The sequence below is a fragment of the Rhizobium sp. USDA 3886 genome (assembly GCF_056279785.1).
The window spans coordinates 2868395-2883459 of sequence record NZ_JBWCDC010000001.1 but is presented as its reverse complement, the minus strand read 5'-3'; the positions used below and the strand labels follow the sequence as shown (position 1 = coordinate 2883459).

Sequence of the window (15065 nt, the reverse complement as noted above, 5' to 3'; positions counted from 1 at the left end):
CAAAATGCGCGGCGCTGACGACGGCGCCGGAACAGCTTGCGACGGCAGAGCGCGTACGCGACACATTCCAGGCGGCTCTCAAATCTGCCGGCCGCATGTCGAAGATCACCACGGAGATCTCTCCGGCAGGTGAATTCTACTATGCCGAGAATTACCACCAGCAGTATCTGGCGAAGAATCCGGATGGTTATTGCGGTCTCCGCCGAACCGGAGTGAGCTGCCCGATTGGTCAGTAAAATCGCATTTTAGCAGCTCATTTTGCGCAAAAATCAGCCCATATGGGCTGATTTTCAGCATCTATTCGGATTTTTTACCAGCCGAAAAATTTCTCGTGAATTTTTCCTTGAGCCATGCAAGGATGCGCCCAGCCAGGCCTCCGGGGGGAGGCCGGTGGTTCCGCAGACATGCCTGCCAAAGGCTTGCGGGAGGACCCAAACAAATAGCAACAATAGGGCTGCACTATGAAAAAAACCCTTCTTTCTCTCCTGGCCGTGGCCGCGATGTCCACGACGGCGCTCGCTGCCGACGTCAAGCCGGCTCTCGTTTACGGCACTGGCGGAAAGTTCGACAAGTCCTTCAACGAAGCAGCCTATAATGGCGCTGAGAAGTTCAAGGCGGAAACCGGCATTGCCTATCGCGACTTCGAGCCGACCGGCGACACACAGGGTGAGCAGGCGATCCGCAACTTCGCAAGCCGCGGTTTCAACCCGGTGGTCGCCGTGTCCTTCGCATGGACCTCGGCAATCGAAAAGGTCGCTGCTGAATTCCCGGACACCAAGTTCATCATCGTAGATTCCGTCGTCGACAAGCCGAATGTCCGCTCGGTCGTCTACAAGGAAGAAGAAGGTTCGTTCCTCGTCGGCGTTCTCGCCGGCATGGCTTCCAAGACCGGCAAGGTCGGTTTCGTCGGCGGCATGGATATTCCGCTGATCCGTAAGTTCGAATGCGGCTATGAGCAGGGCGCCCGCTCCGTCAAGGCTGACATTGAAGTCTTTCAGAACATGACCGGCACGACCGGTGCTGCCTGGAACGACCCGGTTCGCGGCGGCGAGCTCACCAAGAACCAGATCGACCAGGGCGCTGACGTCATTTATGCGGCGGCAGGTGCGACCGGCCTCGGCGTTCTCCAGACGGCTGCCGACAACAAGAAGCTTTCGATCGGCGTCGATTCCAACCAAAACCATCTGCATCCGGGCTCCGTGCTGACCTCGATGGTCAAGCGCGTCGATCTCGCCGTCTACAACGCCTACACCGATACGAAGAACGACAAGTTCACCGGCGGCGTGCAGGCTCTCGGCGTCAAGGAAGACGGCGTTGGCGCTGCGATCGACGACAACAACAAGCCGCTGATCACGCCGGAAATGCAAGCCGCCGTCGACAAGGCACGGGCTGACATCATCGCAGGAACCATCAAGGTTCACGATTACACGACGGACAACTCTTGCCCGAAGTGATCCGCGACTGAGATGGGCGTATGGCGGCCAGTTTTTTCCGCCATACGCCCTTTTCGTATTTGGAGCCTGCAGTGACAGACACGCCCGCTATCGAACTTGTGGGCATCGATAAGAAATTCGGTGCCGTTCACGCAAACAAGGACATCAACCTTACCGTCGCCAAGGGCACGATCCACGGTATTATCGGGGAAAACGGTGCTGGTAAGTCGACGTTGATGTCGATCATCTACGGTTTTTATCACGCCGACGCCGGCGAAATCCGGGTCAACGGTCAGCCGGTGACCATCCGCGACAGTCAGGCGGCGATTGCAACCGGCATCGGCATGGTCCACCAGCACTTCATGCTGGTCGATAATTTCACGGTCCTGGAAAACGTCATGCTCGGCGCCGAAGGCGGGGCGCTGTTGGCGAAGGGCGTTGCGTCTGCTCGCGCCGAATTGAGACGGCTGGAGAAGGAATACGGCCTGGAGGTCAATCCGGATGCGCTGATCGAGCAGCTACCGGTCGGCCTGCAGCAGCGCGTCGAAATCCTGAAAGCCATGTATCGCGGCGCCGAAATCCTGATCCTCGACGAGCCGACCGGCGTCCTGACACCCGCTGAAGCCGACCACCTGTTCCGCATCCTCAAGGTGCTACGTGATCAGGGCAAGACGGTCATCCTTATCACGCACAAGCTTCGCGAAATCATGGCCATCACCGACACCGTTTCGGTGATGCGCCGCGGCGAAATGGTCGCGACCCGCAAGACCGCGGAAACGACGGTCGAAGAACTCGCCGAACTCATGGTCGGCCGCCGTGTTCTTTTGCGCGTTCAGAAAGGCGAGGCGACACCCGGCAATGTGCTGCTGTCGGTCCGCAACCTGACGGTCAAGGATAATCGCGGCGTGACAATGGTCGACAATGTCTCCTTCGATGTCCGGGCCGGCGAAATTGTCGGTATCGCAGGCGTTGCAGGCAACGGCCAATCGGAGCTGCTGGAGGCGATAGCGGGCATCCGCAAGCCGCATTCCGGCGAGATTTTCCTTGATGGCCAGACGATCGACAAGGCCGACGCGGCACGGCTGCGCGAACTGGGCCTTGCCCATATTCCCGAGGACCGCCACCATATGGGCCTCGTGCTGAAGTTCGAGGAATACGAGAACTCGGTTCTCGGCTATCACCGCAATCCTGCCTATAGCAGAGGTCCGCTGCTCGATCTTGATGCGATCCGCAAGGATGCCATGGAGAAGATCGAGAAATACGACATCCGCCCGCCGAACCCGCGGCTGAAGACCGCCAATTTCTCGGGCGGCAACCAGCAGAAGATCGTGGTTTCCCGCGAAATCGAGCGCGACCCTGCCGCACTCATTATTGGCCAGCCGACGCGCGGCGTCGATATCGGCGCTATCGAATTCATCCACCGCCGCATCATCGAGATGCGCGACGCGGGCAAGGCGATCCTGCTCGTCTCCGTCGAACTCGATGAAATCCGCGCCCTTTCAGACCGTATCCTTGTCATGTTTGCCGGCCATGTCGTTGGCGAGAAGACGCCCGATGCCGGTGAACAGACCCTCGGCCTGATGATGGCCGGCATTGCCGCGTGAGGCCTTAATGAGCACTGCTTCCGTTCCTCTTCCACATTGGATCACCTACGGCCTCATCCCGGTCTTGAACCTGATCGTTGCCTTCCTGATCTCCGGCTTCGTCGTCTGGCTGATCGGCGAAAGTCCGCTTGGCGCCCTCTCGTTGCTGATCGAGGGGGCACTCGGCAGTGGCGAAGGCATCGGCTTCACGCTGTATTACGCCACAAGCTTCATTTTCACTGGCCTGTCTGTGGCAGTTGCCATTCATGCCGGTCTCTTCAACATCGGCTCGGAGGGGCAGGCCTATCTCGGTGGCCTCGGTTGCGCATTGGCGGCGCTGGCCCTTGACCGCTTCGTGCCCTGGTATGTCACCATGCCGGTTGCGGTCGTCGGTGCAGGCCTATTCGGTGCCGCCTGGGCATTCATTCCGGCCTTCCTCCAGGCAAAACGCGGCAGCCACATCGTCATTACGACCATCATGTTCAACTACATCGGCGCGGCGCTGATGGTTTACCTGCTGGTTCACGTGCTGATCGTCCCCGGCAAGATGGCGCCGGAAACGCGCACCTTCCTCGAAGGCGGCCAATTGCCGAAGCTCGGATGGGTGATGAACCTCTTCGGTGCGAAGCTTGGGGCCGCGCCGTTCAATGTCTCTTTCCTCATCGCCCTTGTCGCCGCCTACTTCGTCTGGCTGCTCATCTGGCGCACGAAGCTTGGATTTGAGATGCGCACGCTCGGTGTCAGTCCCACTGCCGCCTCCTATGCAGGCATTCCTTATGCCCGCACGGTGATGATTGCCATGCTGCTTTCCGGCGCGCTGGCCGGCATGATGGCGCTGAACCCGGTCATGGGCTCCTCCGCCCGCCTGCAGGTCGAGTTTGTCGGCGGGGCCGGTTTCGTCGGTATTGCCGTCTCGCTGATGGGACGCAATCATCCCGTCGGCATCATCTTCTCGGCGATCCTCTTCGGCATCCTCTATCAGGGTGGTGACTGGGTCTCCTTCGAGATGCCGAACATCACTCGCGAAATGATCCTGGTGATTCAAGGCTTGGTCATTCTCTTCGCAGGCGCGCTCGAATATATGCTCCGCCCGGCGCTTGTCCGAATCTACCAACAGTTCAAGGTCAAGTGAGGGGAGCGGACGATGGATTACTATGACATCCTCATCAACGTTCTGAGTTCAACGATCCGGCTCTCGATCCCGCTGATCTTTACCGCCCTTGCAGGCCTCTTTTCCGAACGTGCCGGCGTTTTCGACATCGGCCTTGAAGGCAAGATGCTGGGCGCGGCCTTTGCCGCCGCCTGCGTTGCATACATCACCGACTCCGCCTGGCTCGGCCTCGTCGCGGGCATCCTCTGCTCCGTCGCGCTGAGTTTGGTGCATGGCTTTGCATCCATCACCAATCGGGGCAATCAGATCATCTCGGGCGTCGCCATCAACTTCTTCATCGCCGGTATCACGATTGTGCTTGGGCAGGCCTGGTTCGGCCAGGGCGGCCGCACGCCGCAGCTTTCCCCGGCGAGCCGGTTTTCGCCGATCGCGCTTCCGGGCGCAGACGTGATGCGGGAGGTTCCGATCATCGGTCCGCTTTATTCCAACGTGATCTCCGGCAACAACATCCTGACCTATCTCGCATTCCTGGCAGTCCCGCTCTCCTGGTGGATCCTCTTTCGGACGCGCTTCGGCTTGCGCCTTCGTGCCGTCGGCGAAAATCCCGGTGCGGTCGATACCGCCGGTATCTCGGTCAGTTGGCTGCGCTATCGAGCCGTCATGTGCGCGGGCATTCTTTGCGGCTTCTCGGGCACCTATCTGGCGATCGCGCAATCGGCCGCTTTCATCAAGGATATGTCGGCAGGCAAGGGTTATATCGCCCTTGCCGCCCTGGTCTTCGCAAAATGGAAGCCGGTGCCGGTGATGTTCGCCTGCCTGCTCTTCGGCTTCCTCGATGCGCTGGCGAACTTCATGCAGGGCAAGCAGGTGCCGCTGATCGGCGCAGTGCCGGTGCAGATATTCCAGGCGCTGCCTTATATTCTCACATGTATCTTGCTTGCTGGGTTCATCGGCGTCGCAACGCCGCCGAAGGCTGGTGGCGTCCCCTATACGAAGGAGCGTTGAAACATGTCGCACGACCTTTTCGAAGCAGCTCGCGGCGCCATGGCCTTTGCCCATGCGCCCTATTCCAAATTCCCGGTCGGTGCGGCAATCCGCGCCGAAGACGGCAAGGTTTATACCGGCGCCAATATCGAAAACCTCTCCTTCCCGCAGGGTTGGTGCGCCGAGCCGACGGCCATCAGCGCCATGATCATGGGCGGAGCGAAGAAGATTGTTGAAATGGCGGTCATCGCCGAGAAGCTGCCGCTCTGCCCGCCCTGCGGCGGCTGCCGGCAGAAGATCTCTGAATTCGCGTCGAAGGATACGAAGATCTATCTTTGCGATGAGGTGGGCGTGAAGAAGACCATGACGATGGAGGAGCTTCTTCCCTTCAGCTTCGAGACTGAACTCGGATGAACGCCGCGATCGATCTGCTCGTCGGCAAACTCGGTGGGCTCGTGCCGCGTCACGGCATCGTGCTCGGTTCCGGCCTAGGCTCGCTGGTAAGCGAACTGACGGATGCGGTGCGAATTCCCTATCAGGATCTGCCGGGCTTTGCTGTCAGCGCCGTCTCCGGGCATGCCGGCGAGGTCGTTGCCGGCCATCTCGGCGGCGTGCCGGTCATCATGCTGTCGGGCCGCGTCCATTATTACGAAAAAGGCGATGCCAGCGCCATGCGACTGCCGCTTGAGGTGTTGAAAGGCCTTGGCGTGCAGTCACTGTTCCTGACCAATTCCGCAGGCTCGCTACTCGAGGAAATGCCGCCGGGGTCGGTGATGCAGATCACCGACCACATCAATTATTCCGGCATGAATCCGCTGATCGGCGAAGAAAGCGACCGCCGCTTCGTCGGCATGACGAGCGCCTATGATCGCGACCTTTCCATGTCCATGCGCAAGGCGGCCGAGGAGCTCGGAATCAAGCTCTCTCACGGCGTCTATATGTGGTTTTCGGGACCAAGCTTCGAAACGCCTGCGGAAATCCGTATGGCGCGGATTCTCGGTGCGGATGCCGTCGGCATGTCGACCGTACCGGAGGTCATCATCGCCCGAATGCTGGGTTTGAGGGTTGCCGCAGCCTCGGTTATCACCAATTATGGGGCTGGCATGACCGGCTCCGAACTCAGCCACGAAGAAACAAAAGACATGGCGCCCGTCGGCGGCGCGCGTCTCGCCGCAATCTTAAAGGAAATGATTGCGGGTGGAGGAAGCGATAATGAGTAGTCACTCGCAGAAGGAAACGGCAGCCGTCGCGCTGTCGCTCCTTGACCTTACCAATCTCAAGGACGATTGCACCGAAGAGCAGATCGATACGCTCTGCGCCCGCGCACAGACGCCCTACGGGAATAGTGCCGCGATCTGCATCTGGCCGCGCTTCGTGGCACATGCCCGCACGGTTCTCGGCAAAGGTCATCCCGTCCGCATCGCGACGGTCGTCAATTTCCCGTCCGGCGATATGGAAGTGGCCGATGTCGCCGCCGAAACGCGCGAAGCTATTGCAGATGGTGCGGACGAGGTAGATCTGGTCATTCCCTACCGCAAATTCCTCAATGGCAACGAGAAGGCCGTGACCGACATGGTGACGGCGGTGCGCGCGGAATGCACCGGTGGCGTGCTGCTGAAAGTCATCCTGGAGACGGGCGAGATCAAGGATCCCGGCCTCATTCGCCGCGCATCTGAACTTGCAATCGATGCCGGCGCAGACTTCATCAAGACATCCACCGGCAAGGTCGCCGTCAACGCGACGCTCGAAGCTGCAGATATCATGATCCGCGCGATCCGCCAAAGCGGCCGCAAGGTAGGCTTCAAGCCGGCCGGTGGCATCGGCTCCGTCGGCGATGCCGCCCTTTATCTCAGCCTTACGGAAACGATCATGACGCCGGATTGGCCGATGCCGTCCACCTTCCGTTTCGGGGCCTCCGGCCTGCTCGATGACATTCTCGCTGTCCTCAGCGGCGCCCAGTCAGCGCCCGCCAAGGCCTCGAGCTATTGAGCATGATCCCGCAGGAGATCATCCGGCAGAAGCGGAATGGTGGCGTCCTTTCCGCGGATGAGATCCAGTCCTTCGTTGCGGCCCTTGCCACCGGCGAGTTATCAGAGGGGCAGATCGGTGCCTTTGCGATGGCCGTCTGGTTCAAGGGCATGTCGCACGACGAGACCGTCGCGTTGACGCTCGCCATGGCGCGCTCAGGGGATATGCTCACATGGCCCGGGATCGATCGCCCAATTGCCGACAAGCATTCGACCGGCGGGGTCGGCGACAACGTTTCGCTGATGCTGGCGCCGATTGTGGCTGCTTGCGGCCTTGCGGTGCCGATGATCTCCGGCCGTGGCCTCGGCCACACCGGCGGCACGCTCGACAAGCTGGAATCCATTCCCGGCTATGGAATTACGCCGGACGCTGCTCTTTTCCGCAAAGTCGTTAAGGAAGTGGGCTGCGCCATCATCGGGCAGACGGGTTCGTTGGCGCCTGCCGACGGCAGGCTCTACGCCGTGCGCGATGTTACAGCGACCGTCGATTCCATTCCGCTGATCACGGCCTCCATTCTTTCCAAGAAGCTCGCGGCTGGACTTCAGACCTTGGTGCTTGATGTGAAAACCGGCAACGGCGCCTTTATGGCCGATCACGAGCAGGCAAAGCTTCTGACGCAGTCCCTAGTCGACGTGGCAAACGGGGCGGGGGTCAAGACCTCGGCCTTGATCACCGACATGAACCAGCCGCTGGCGGACGCGGCGGGCAACGTCGTGGAGATATGGAACTGCCTGGATTTCCTGGCAGGGAAGAAAGCCGGAACCCGGCTTGAGGCCGTCGTCCTGGCCTTTGCAGCCGAGATGCTTGTGCGTTCCGGCGTTTCGGCGTCTCTGGACGATGGCGAAGCGAAAGCACGTGCGGCACTAGCGTCCGGCAAGGCTGCCGAAGTCTTTGGCCGCATGGTGCATATGCTGGGCGGCCCGGTGGATCTTGTCGAAAAGCCCGCAAATTATCTGGTGAAAGCGCCGGTCGAAAGGCCGGTTCTCGCAAGAGAGAGCGGATGGCTCTCGGCCTGCGATGCGCGCGATGTCGGCATGGCCGTTATCGATCTCGGCGGCGGGCGGCGTCACCCGGCAGACAAAATCGATCATCGCGTCGGCTTCTCCGCCCTGCTGCCGCTCGGCACCCGCGTCGAAAAGGGTGATACGATCGCGATCGTTCGTGCCGCAGATGAGGCGGCGGCGCAAAAGGCGGCAGCCTCGATCACGGCAAGCTACCGCATCTCCGGCAACGAGCCTTCCCTGCCGCCGGTGATTTCCGGCCGCATTTGATTATTGCTTCAGATTCAGTGAGCCGTCGGCAACGGAGTAGGATTCGAGTTTCTTCAGGAAGCTCATGCCGACCAGAGTCGTCGAAAGCGCATCATCCTTGAGCACGAAGGCTTCCACGTCTTGCACGCGGATGCCACCGATCTCCACGCGATCGAGCGTGACATGCGCGGCCTTGGCCTGGCCGTTGGCGGTGTTCACGGCATGGCGGAAATCGAGCTGATTGCCCCCGTAGCCGAGACGGCGCGCAAGGCTTTCGTTCAGTGCCACATAGGTGGCACCGGTATCGATCAGGCCCTGTACTGGCTTGCCGTTGATCTTGAAGTCGCCCGTGTAGTGCCCCCGCGTATCGGCCTGAAGGTGCATGCGGCCGTTGCCGGAAACCGGGGCGGGCGCCGCAGGCTGAGGCGCCGGGGTTGAAACAGCGCTGGCAGAAACCGTGTCGGCAACGGACTGGCTGCCGCCGAAGAATGAGGGCACCTGAGTGGCGAGTGCGGCGATAATGCTCGCGAAAATGACGATACGCATGAGCATGAAACAGAAATCCTGCCTGTATAAACCCCGCCTCATGCGGGCTCGAGTCTTCAAGACTGCTACGCCGCAATTGCTGATAAGTCGCTAATGGCGAAGTTAAAAAGGCCCGGATTAATGCTCCGGGCCTTCGATGTCTTTAGATTTGGTAAAGGAAAGCTGAACTACTTCGTGCCGTACATGCGGTCGCCGGCATCGCCGAGGCCTGGCATGATGTAGCCCTTCTCGTTCAGGTGGCTGTCGATCGCTGCCGTGAAGACAGTCACATCGGGGTGTGCCGCGCGGAAATTCCTGAGGCCTTCTGGAGCGGCGAGCAGGCAGAGGAAGCGGATATTGCGCGCGCCGCGTTCTTTCAGTTTTTCGATCGCGGCAATTGAGGAATTGCCGGTCGCAAGCATCGGATCGACGACGATGATGAGACGCTCCGCCACGTCCTCCGGCGCCTTGAAGTAATATTCCACAGGCTGCAGCGTTTCGTGGTCGCGATAGACGCCGATATGGGAAACGCGAGCCGAAGGCACCAGATCGAGCATACCTTCGAGCAGTCCGTTGCCGGCGCGCAGGATCGAGGCGAAGACGAGCTTCTTGCCTTCCAGGATCGGCGATTCCATGGTCTGCAGCGGCGTTTCGATGGTTTCCATTGTCAGTTCGAGATCGCGCGTCACCTCGTAGCAGAGCAGCGTCGAGATCTCGCGGAGCAGCCGCCGGAAACTGCCCGTCGACGTCTCCTTGCGCCGCATGATGGTGAGTTTGTGCTGCACAAGCGGGTGATCGATGACGATGACGCCTTCCATGGCCGAGCCTTCCTTTTGTTCTTATCGGACGTTTCTTTCATGGAAAGCGCCCCAACCGCAAGAGTGGAGGCGATTTTCATGGCTTGATCCCCAAGCCCGGGCCGCTCAAAGCCGGGCGAGCAGCGCCATGCGGGTTGCTTCGTCGACGAAAGCCGCTTCGATGCCGGTCCGCGTCAGTTCGTTGATTTCGCTGTCGCTGAAGCCGAATGCATTGGCGGCCAGCTCATACTCGCGCTTCAGCGAGGTATGGAAAAAGGGCGGGTCGTCGGAACTGATCGTCACGCGCACGCCGGCTTCCTTGAGCGTGCGCAAGGGATGGGACGCGAAATCGGGAAAGACGTTCAACGCGATGTTTGAGCCGGGACAAACCTCCAGAACGGTGCCGAGATCGGCAAGCCGCCTGACGAGATCCGCATCCTCGATCGCGCGAACGCCATGCCCGATGCGCGACGGACGCACGACGTCGAGCGCGTCGGAGACGCTGAAGGCGCCACAGACTTCGCCGGCGTGGATGGTGAGGCCAAGACCGGCGTCGCGGGCGATATCGAAGGCGCGGGCATAATCCGCCACACGCCCCATTCGCTCCTCGCCGGCGAGGTTGAAGCCGGTGATTAGCGGGTTGTTGGCTTTAGCCGCGTATTCGGCAGCGGCGACCACGCTCTCGGGTCCAAAATGCCGCTCGCCGGTTACGATCAGCCGCGCTTCGATGCCGCTTTTTGCCTTCGCTTGGCGAATGCCTTTGCAGATGCCGGCGATATAGGCATCTGCGCCAAGCCCGATACGCCCGCCGTGATCCGGCGAAACGGTGAGTTCGCTATAGACCGTGCCGATCTCTGCAAGCTCCTGCAGATAGGTCTCGGTGAGCAGTGCGTAATCCTCATCAGTCCTGTAGACCTTGGAGATATTATCGTAGCATTCGAGGAAGCTGGCAAAATCGTGCCAGACATATGCCCCGTCACGGAGATAGGCGCTGATATCGGTATTGTATTTGCGTGCCTGGGCTTCCGTCAGCGCTGGGGGCGCCGCGCCCTCCAGATGGCAGTGCAGCTCGACCTTCTTCAAATGCGATGTCACAGAAAACTTCTCCCGTGCGGCCCGGCGGCGATGCCAAGATGCCGGGCAACCGTCGCGCCGATATCGGCATATGTGCTGCGGACGCCGATATTGCGCGACTTCAGCCCCGGACCGTAAGCGATGATCGGCACGCGCTCGCGCGTATGGTCCGTGCCGCGCCAGGTCGGGTCGCAGCCGTGGTCGGCCGTCAGGATGACGAGATCGCCGGGCGCAAGCTTGCGGTGCACATCCGGCAGCCGCGCATCGAAGGCTTCGAGCGCCGCGGCATAGCCAGGCACATCGCGCCGGTGGCCATAAACCATGTCGAAATCGACGAAATTCGTGAAGACGAGGTCGCCGTCCTTCGCCTCTTCCATAGCGGCAAGCGACGCGTCCATCAGTGCATCATTGCCATTCGCCTTGATGACCCTTGAAATGCCCTGATGCGCGAAGATGTCGCCGATCTTGCCGATGGCGTGGACGTTGCGCTCCGCCTTGACGATACGATCGAGCAGTGTTGGCTCCGGAGGCGGCACCGAAAAATCGCGGCGATTGCCGGTGCGCTCGAATGTCGAGGAGGTCTCGCCGACGAAAGGCCGGGCGATGACCCGGCCTATATTATGGCTATCGAGCAGCGCCCGGGCGATGCGGCAGAAGCCGAGCAGTCGGTCGAGGCCGAAATGCGTCTCGTGCGCCGCGACCTGGAAAACGGAGTCGGACGAGGTATAGCAGATCGGCTTACCGGTGCGGATATGCTCCTCGCCGAGGCGGGCGATGATTTCCGTGCCTGAGGCATGGCAATTGCCGAGGATGCCTGGAACCTCTGCAGCGCTGCAAAGCGCCTCGATAAATTGCGGCGGAAAGGCTTCGCCTTCCGTGGGGAAATAACCCCAATCGAAGGTCACGGGCGTTCCGGCAATTTCCCAATGGCCAGACGGGGTATCCTTGCCGCGGGAGATTTCGGTGGCGCAGCCATGGATGCCGTAGACTTTATCGGGAACCGGCATGCCGGCCGGAAAGCGTCCGGTTGCGGTCTTGGCGATCTGCATCAGCCCGAGCGCCGACATATTGGGAAGCGAAAGCGGGCCGGAGCGCAAGCCCGCCCTGTCGCCAGCGCCAGCCGCACAAAACTCCGCTATATGGCCAAGCGTATCCGATCCTTCGTCGCCATATTGAGCCGCATCCGGCCCGCCGCCGACGCCGAAGGAATCGAGAACGAAGAGAAATGCACGTGCCATCTTTACCCATCAAGCTGGCGGCCAGAGCCGCAATTCCGCTCAGGCATATAATGCTGCCGCAGGCTTGGCAAATTTCAAAGTTCGGAAGGGATCCCGATCAGCAATCGCCGCAGGCGACATTATCGCCCTGCCGCTGGCGGTAATAATAGGTGCGCCGGATGGTGAGTTCCTGCATGTCGCCTGGAAGAAAATCGGGGCCGAATGCGAACAGCTTGTAGGGAATGCTGAGGTCGGCCCGCACGAGAAAGCTGTCTGCCTTTTTCATGTCGGCCGGGACGTCGGTGACGGCGGTATTGGCCGCGTAGGGCGCTGTCGTGGTGTTGTTCGCCCAGGACCAGAAAACCTTGGCGTTGGCCGCGGCATCGATGTTGATGCCGGTCACTTTGATCTGCATGCCGGTCGTATCGAAGGGAGTGAAAATCGCGCCGGCAACAGAACTGATCTCGGTCAGCGAACTCTTGGTCACGTCGTTCTGCTGTGTGATCAGATCGGCGATCGAGCCGGCCGCGCGGCTGGTGCGTTTGCTGACGCTCAGTCCAATGGTGATCTCGAAGGCGCCGATATAGAGCATCACCAGGACGGGAAAGAGGATGGCGAACTCGATTGCGCCGACGCCGCTGCGGTCGCGTCCGAACCGGACGAGCTTGTCTTTCAGCCGCATCAGCGTTCCGTTCGCCGTCATCAGTATGGCTCGTTTTGGAAGGCGGCGGTGGCGACGATCAGGTAGTCGTTCAGCCTTGATCCGTCGGCAGTGCGGTATGGTGTGATATAGGGCCGGATAAGATCGGTGATGACCTGCCAGTGGTAATAGGCGCGAACCATGTTGATCGAGCCGGAGCCGCCGGGTGAATATTGCATCGCCGATGCATCGAGGCCCGTCGCATTCATTGGAACAGCGGCGGGGATTTCGGAAAATTTGCTGAATGTGCGGACATCGAGCCTGAGCTTGTCCGGCGTGGCGATCTCGGCTGCGGAGCACTGGATCAGGATCGAGACCTCGTCGCAAAACTCCTGCCGGAATGCCGCCTCACCAACGGTAGAGGTAATCTGTCCGGTCCGCATCTTGCGGCTCATGGTGTCGACGGCGTTGGACACCAGTTCTTCCGCGGCAAAGGCGATGAAGGTCTCCAGGATTGCGAAGATCACCATGAAATAGGGGATGGCGAGCAGCGCGAATTCTATCGCTGCCGATCCGTCGCGCGAGCGCGCAAAAGCCCGCCAACCGGTCCGCTTAGCCGACGGTGTGCAGATTGCCTCTGCCTGGTGATCACTGGTCGCCGTAGCGCCATCCGGAAGAACGTTCATGCGCCGATCGTAGAGGGCTTTCGTTGATTTTCCGTTTCAGGGCGGGTCAACAATTCAACGGACGGTGCTTCCTCAGCCGCCGGTATCCGCCGCGTTGTTCTGCTGCGTGTGCTGTTCGCAGTTCGGCGTACAGGAAAGGACCGAGCGATCGGTCTGCCGGTAGACGCGAACGGTGTTGCCTTCATCGATCGAGACGAGGACCGTCTCGTCGAGTATCGCATTGCCATCGGCATCGAGCAGCACCAGGTTTGTCGTCCCGAAGCTGCGGCCTGTCAGCACGATTGTCTTCGGATCGGCAACGGTCGCGTCTGCAACCTTGGAATTGCCTATGATCACCTTGCTGGCCGGCCGGTCGAGCTTCAAGACGCGCGCATGATCCATATAGACGCGCAGCACGTCTTCCTCGGCGCGCGTGGGAGCCTGAAGCCCGCAAAGAACGAGGATGGCGGCTGCGGTAAAAGGGATAGTCTTGCCGCTCGGTGGCATGTGGCTCTCTTTACTGGAATCCGGATCAGAGTCCGGTAGAAATCTCAAAACAGAATGGAAAAAAATGGTGAACGAAGCTTTAAGAATCGCCGGACCTGCCCGGTGACGGCACGTATTTGTCCGAATTGGGTCATGTGAGAAGAATTTCCTGAGTGCGATGATCTGTAATGACGCAGCCTATGTAACGTTTTGGCGCATCCCGAAGATCGGTGTTTTATAAGATTCGTAATATAGATAAATTTGAATATATCCGAGTAACGCAATGCTTACCATGGCAGTTTCTACTTTAGCATTTACGATCTGGTAACCCTCTTCCTTAAGCCGATTGAAATCGCCCCTCGCTAGGTTGTGGCATCCGATCAACGGCACAGTTGGCGGACGTGCTGAACCTCAACTGGAGTTAGGAGTAACCATGACCAAGCTTTTTAGCCGTTTTCTGAAGGACGAATCCGGCGCGACCGCAATCGAATACGGCCTGATCGCAGCGCTGATTTCCGTAGCGCTCATCGCCGGTGCGACGAGCCTCGGCGGTACGCTCAATAACACGTTCACCAATCTTTCGAAGACCATGAACGGAGCGGCCGCGAAGGGCAACGTCACCATCCCGTGATGATCGCCGGCAGCAACGAATGATGAGATCAGGCTCACGGCTGGAAGCGGTGAGCCTTTTCTATTTCGCACTGGAGACGCGGATGACAGCAGCCGCAATATTTGTGATTTTTCCTCTCTGTCTTGCGATAGCGGCTTTCGCCGATCTTATTTCGATGACGATACCGAACCGTGTATCACTTATTCTCGCCACTTCATTTCTGATCATCGCGCCGCTTGCGGGGATGGCAATCCCGGTGATCGGCATGCATCTTGCCGCAGGTCTCGCCGTATTCTGCGGCTGCTTTGCGCTCTTTGCCTTGAATGTCATGGGTGGAGGAGACGCGAAACTTCTTACCGCCGCCGCACTCTGGTTTGGCTTCAATCAAAGCTTGATCCTGTTCGTTTGCTGCGTTGGTGTTATCGGCGGCTTGCTGACATTTGCCATTCTGATGATACGGTCGCAGGCTAACACGATCCTTGCCATCGGCCTGCCGGTGCCGAATTCGCTCCTGCTGGCGAAGAAGATTCCTTACGGCATCGCCATCGCCATCGGCGGCTTCATGGCGTTTCCGTATTCGCCGCTGCTGATTGCTGCGATGGAATCACTGAAATAACGGCGATTTAAACCTCCGTTAACTTAAAATGTAAGTGATCCGTTAA

At 59.7% G+C, this 15065-nt stretch carries 17 protein-coding genes and 1 pseudogene; 11 read left to right on the top strand and 7 right to left on the bottom strand.

Going from position 1 to position 15065, the window contains the following annotated elements; translation table 11 throughout:
- Positions 1-20: 20 nt before the first annotated feature.
- The 9 genes and pseudogenes from ACZ9BX_RS14800 to deoA all read left to right on the top strand — a co-directional run.
- Positions 21-236, top strand: a pseudogene (locus ACZ9BX_RS14800) (peptide-methionine (S)-S-oxide reductase); the annotation flags it as partial.
- A gap of 225 nt (positions 237-461) precedes the next feature.
- Positions 462-1454: a BMP family lipoprotein gene (locus ACZ9BX_RS14795; RefSeq protein WP_027510517.1), complete on the top strand. Its 993-nt coding sequence runs from the start codon at positions 462-464 to the stop codon at positions 1452-1454.
- A 71-nt stretch (positions 1455-1525) separates the two neighbouring features.
- Complete coding sequence (locus tag ACZ9BX_RS14790) at positions 1526-3037, top strand: ABC transporter ATP-binding protein (protein WP_476218680.1); 1512 nt, start codon at positions 1526-1528, stop codon at positions 3035-3037.
- 7 nt (positions 3038-3044) lie between these two features.
- Positions 3045-4148: an ABC transporter permease gene (locus ACZ9BX_RS14785; protein WP_476218679.1), complete on the top strand. Its 1104-nt coding sequence runs from the start codon at positions 3045-3047 to the stop codon at positions 4146-4148.
- A 12-nt stretch (positions 4149-4160) separates the two neighbouring features.
- Positions 4161-5132 (top strand): ABC transporter permease, encoded by a 972-nt coding sequence (locus ACZ9BX_RS14780; RefSeq protein WP_027510520.1) that lies wholly within the window; start codon positions 4161-4163, stop codon positions 5130-5132.
- A 3-nt stretch (positions 5133-5135) separates the two neighbouring features.
- Positions 5136-5525, top strand: coding sequence for a cytidine deaminase (locus ACZ9BX_RS14775; RefSeq protein ID WP_037130908.1), 390 nt, complete (start codon positions 5136-5138; stop codon positions 5523-5525).
- On the top strand, positions 5522-6331 hold the full coding sequence (locus ACZ9BX_RS14770) for a purine-nucleoside phosphorylase (protein WP_476218678.1): 810 nt from the start codon (positions 5522-5524) through the stop codon (positions 6329-6331). Before ACZ9BX_RS14775 ends, ACZ9BX_RS14770 begins: the two co-directional genes overlap by 4 nt.
- Positions 6324-7100 carry a deoxyribose-phosphate aldolase gene (gene deoC / locus ACZ9BX_RS14765; protein WP_476218677.1) on the top strand — a complete coding sequence of 259 codons (777 nt, stop codon included), beginning with the start codon at positions 6324-6326 and terminating at the stop codon, positions 7098-7100. The genes ACZ9BX_RS14770 and deoC overlap by 8 nt, the downstream gene beginning before the upstream one ends.
- A 2-nt stretch (positions 7101-7102) precedes the next feature.
- Complete coding sequence (deoA, locus tag ACZ9BX_RS14760) at positions 7103-8410, top strand: thymidine phosphorylase (protein ID WP_476218676.1); 1308 nt, start codon at positions 7103-7105, stop codon at positions 8408-8410.
- On the opposite strand, the gene ACZ9BX_RS14755 is transcribed toward deoA, so the two are convergent.
- The 7 genes from ACZ9BX_RS14755 to ACZ9BX_RS14725 form a co-directional block, all read right to left on the bottom strand.
- Positions 8411-8977 (bottom strand): TIGR02281 family clan AA aspartic protease, encoded by a 567-nt coding sequence (locus tag ACZ9BX_RS14755; protein ID WP_476218675.1) that lies wholly within the window; start codon positions 8975-8977, stop codon positions 8411-8413.
- Positions 8978-9102: 125 nt separating this feature from the next.
- Positions 9103-9732: a uracil phosphoribosyltransferase gene (upp, locus tag ACZ9BX_RS14750; protein WP_027510526.1), complete on the bottom strand. Its 630-nt coding sequence runs from the start codon at positions 9730-9732 to the stop codon at positions 9103-9105.
- 105 nt (positions 9733-9837) lie between these two features.
- Positions 9838-10806, bottom strand: a complete 969-nt coding sequence (locus tag ACZ9BX_RS14745; RefSeq protein WP_476218674.1) for an adenosine deaminase — start codon at positions 10804-10806, stop codon at positions 9838-9840.
- A complete protein-coding gene (locus ACZ9BX_RS14740) occupies positions 10803-12023 on the bottom strand; it encodes a phosphopentomutase (RefSeq protein ID WP_476218673.1) in 1221 nt (406 codons plus the stop codon). The genes ACZ9BX_RS14745 and ACZ9BX_RS14740 overlap by 4 nt, the downstream gene beginning before the upstream one ends.
- Positions 12024-12120: 97 nt before the next feature.
- Complete coding sequence (locus ACZ9BX_RS14735) at positions 12121-12705, bottom strand: TadE/TadG family type IV pilus assembly protein (RefSeq protein WP_476218672.1); 585 nt, start codon at positions 12703-12705, stop codon at positions 12121-12123.
- On the bottom strand, positions 12705-13328 hold the full coding sequence (locus ACZ9BX_RS14730) for a TadE/TadG family type IV pilus assembly protein (RefSeq protein WP_476218671.1): 624 nt from the start codon (positions 13326-13328) through the stop codon (positions 12705-12707). The genes ACZ9BX_RS14735 and ACZ9BX_RS14730 overlap by 1 nt, the downstream gene beginning before the upstream one ends.
- A 72-nt stretch (positions 13329-13400) precedes the next feature.
- On the bottom strand, positions 13401-13814 hold the full coding sequence (locus tag ACZ9BX_RS14725; RefSeq protein ID WP_476218670.1) for a pilus assembly protein N-terminal domain-containing protein: 414 nt from the start codon (positions 13812-13814) through the stop codon (positions 13401-13403).
- A 412-nt stretch (positions 13815-14226) separates the two neighbouring features.
- Between ACZ9BX_RS14725 and ACZ9BX_RS14720 the strand changes: the two genes are divergently transcribed.
- On the top strand, positions 14227-14424 hold the full coding sequence (locus ACZ9BX_RS14720) for a Flp family type IVb pilin (protein ID WP_476218669.1): 198 nt from the start codon (positions 14227-14229) through the stop codon (positions 14422-14424).
- A gap of 82 nt (positions 14425-14506) precedes the next feature.
- The gene (locus ACZ9BX_RS14715; RefSeq protein ID WP_476218668.1) at positions 14507-15019 is read left to right on the top strand and encodes an A24 family peptidase; all 513 of its coding nucleotides are present in this window, start codon (positions 14507-14509) and stop codon (positions 15017-15019) included.
- The last annotated feature ends 46 nt before the right edge of the window (positions 15020-15065 follow it).

Excerpts from the sequence above, each read along its gene's own strand:
- ACZ9BX_RS14795 (WP_027510517.1), top strand. The coding sequence starts at position 462 with ATGAAAAAAACCCTTCTTTCTCTCCTGGCCGTGGCCGCGATGTCCACG.
- ACZ9BX_RS14785 (WP_476218679.1), top strand. The coding sequence starts at position 3,045 with ATGAGCACTGCTTCCGTTCCTCTTCCACATTGGATCACCTACGGCCTC.
- ACZ9BX_RS14780 (WP_027510520.1), top strand. The coding sequence starts at position 4,161 with ATGGATTACTATGACATCCTCATCAACGTTCTGAGTTCAACGATCCGG.
- ACZ9BX_RS14775 (WP_037130908.1), top strand. The coding sequence starts at position 5,136 with ATGTCGCACGACCTTTTCGAAGCAGCTCGCGGCGCCATGGCCTTTGCC.
- ACZ9BX_RS14770 (WP_476218678.1), top strand. The coding sequence starts at position 5,522 with ATGAACGCCGCGATCGATCTGCTCGTCGGCAAACTCGGTGGGCTCGTG.
- deoC (WP_476218677.1), top strand. The coding sequence starts at position 6,324 with ATGAGTAGTCACTCGCAGAAGGAAACGGCAGCCGTCGCGCTGTCGCTC.
- deoA (WP_476218676.1), top strand. The coding sequence starts at position 7,103 with ATGATCCCGCAGGAGATCATCCGGCAGAAGCGGAATGGTGGCGTCCTT.
- ACZ9BX_RS14755 (WP_476218675.1), bottom strand. The coding sequence starts at position 8,977 with ATGAGGCGGGGTTTATACAGGCAGGATTTCTGTTTCATGCTCATGCGT.
- upp (WP_027510526.1), bottom strand. The coding sequence starts at position 9,732 with ATGGAAGGCGTCATCGTCATCGATCACCCGCTTGTGCAGCACAAACTC.
- ACZ9BX_RS14740 (WP_476218673.1), bottom strand. The coding sequence starts at position 12,023 with ATGGCACGTGCATTTCTCTTCGTTCTCGATTCCTTCGGCGTCGGCGGC.
- ACZ9BX_RS14735 (WP_476218672.1), bottom strand. The coding sequence starts at position 12,705 with ATGACGGCGAACGGAACGCTGATGCGGCTGAAAGACAAGCTCGTCCGG.
- ACZ9BX_RS14730 (WP_476218671.1), bottom strand. The coding sequence starts at position 13,328 with ATGAACGTTCTTCCGGATGGCGCTACGGCGACCAGTGATCACCAGGCA.
- ACZ9BX_RS14725 (WP_476218670.1), bottom strand. The coding sequence starts at position 13,814 with ATGCCACCGAGCGGCAAGACTATCCCTTTTACCGCAGCCGCCATCCTC.
- ACZ9BX_RS14720 (WP_476218669.1), top strand. The coding sequence starts at position 14,227 with ATGACCAAGCTTTTTAGCCGTTTTCTGAAGGACGAATCCGGCGCGACC.
- ACZ9BX_RS14715 (WP_476218668.1), top strand. The coding sequence starts at position 14,507 with ATGACAGCAGCCGCAATATTTGTGATTTTTCCTCTCTGTCTTGCGATA.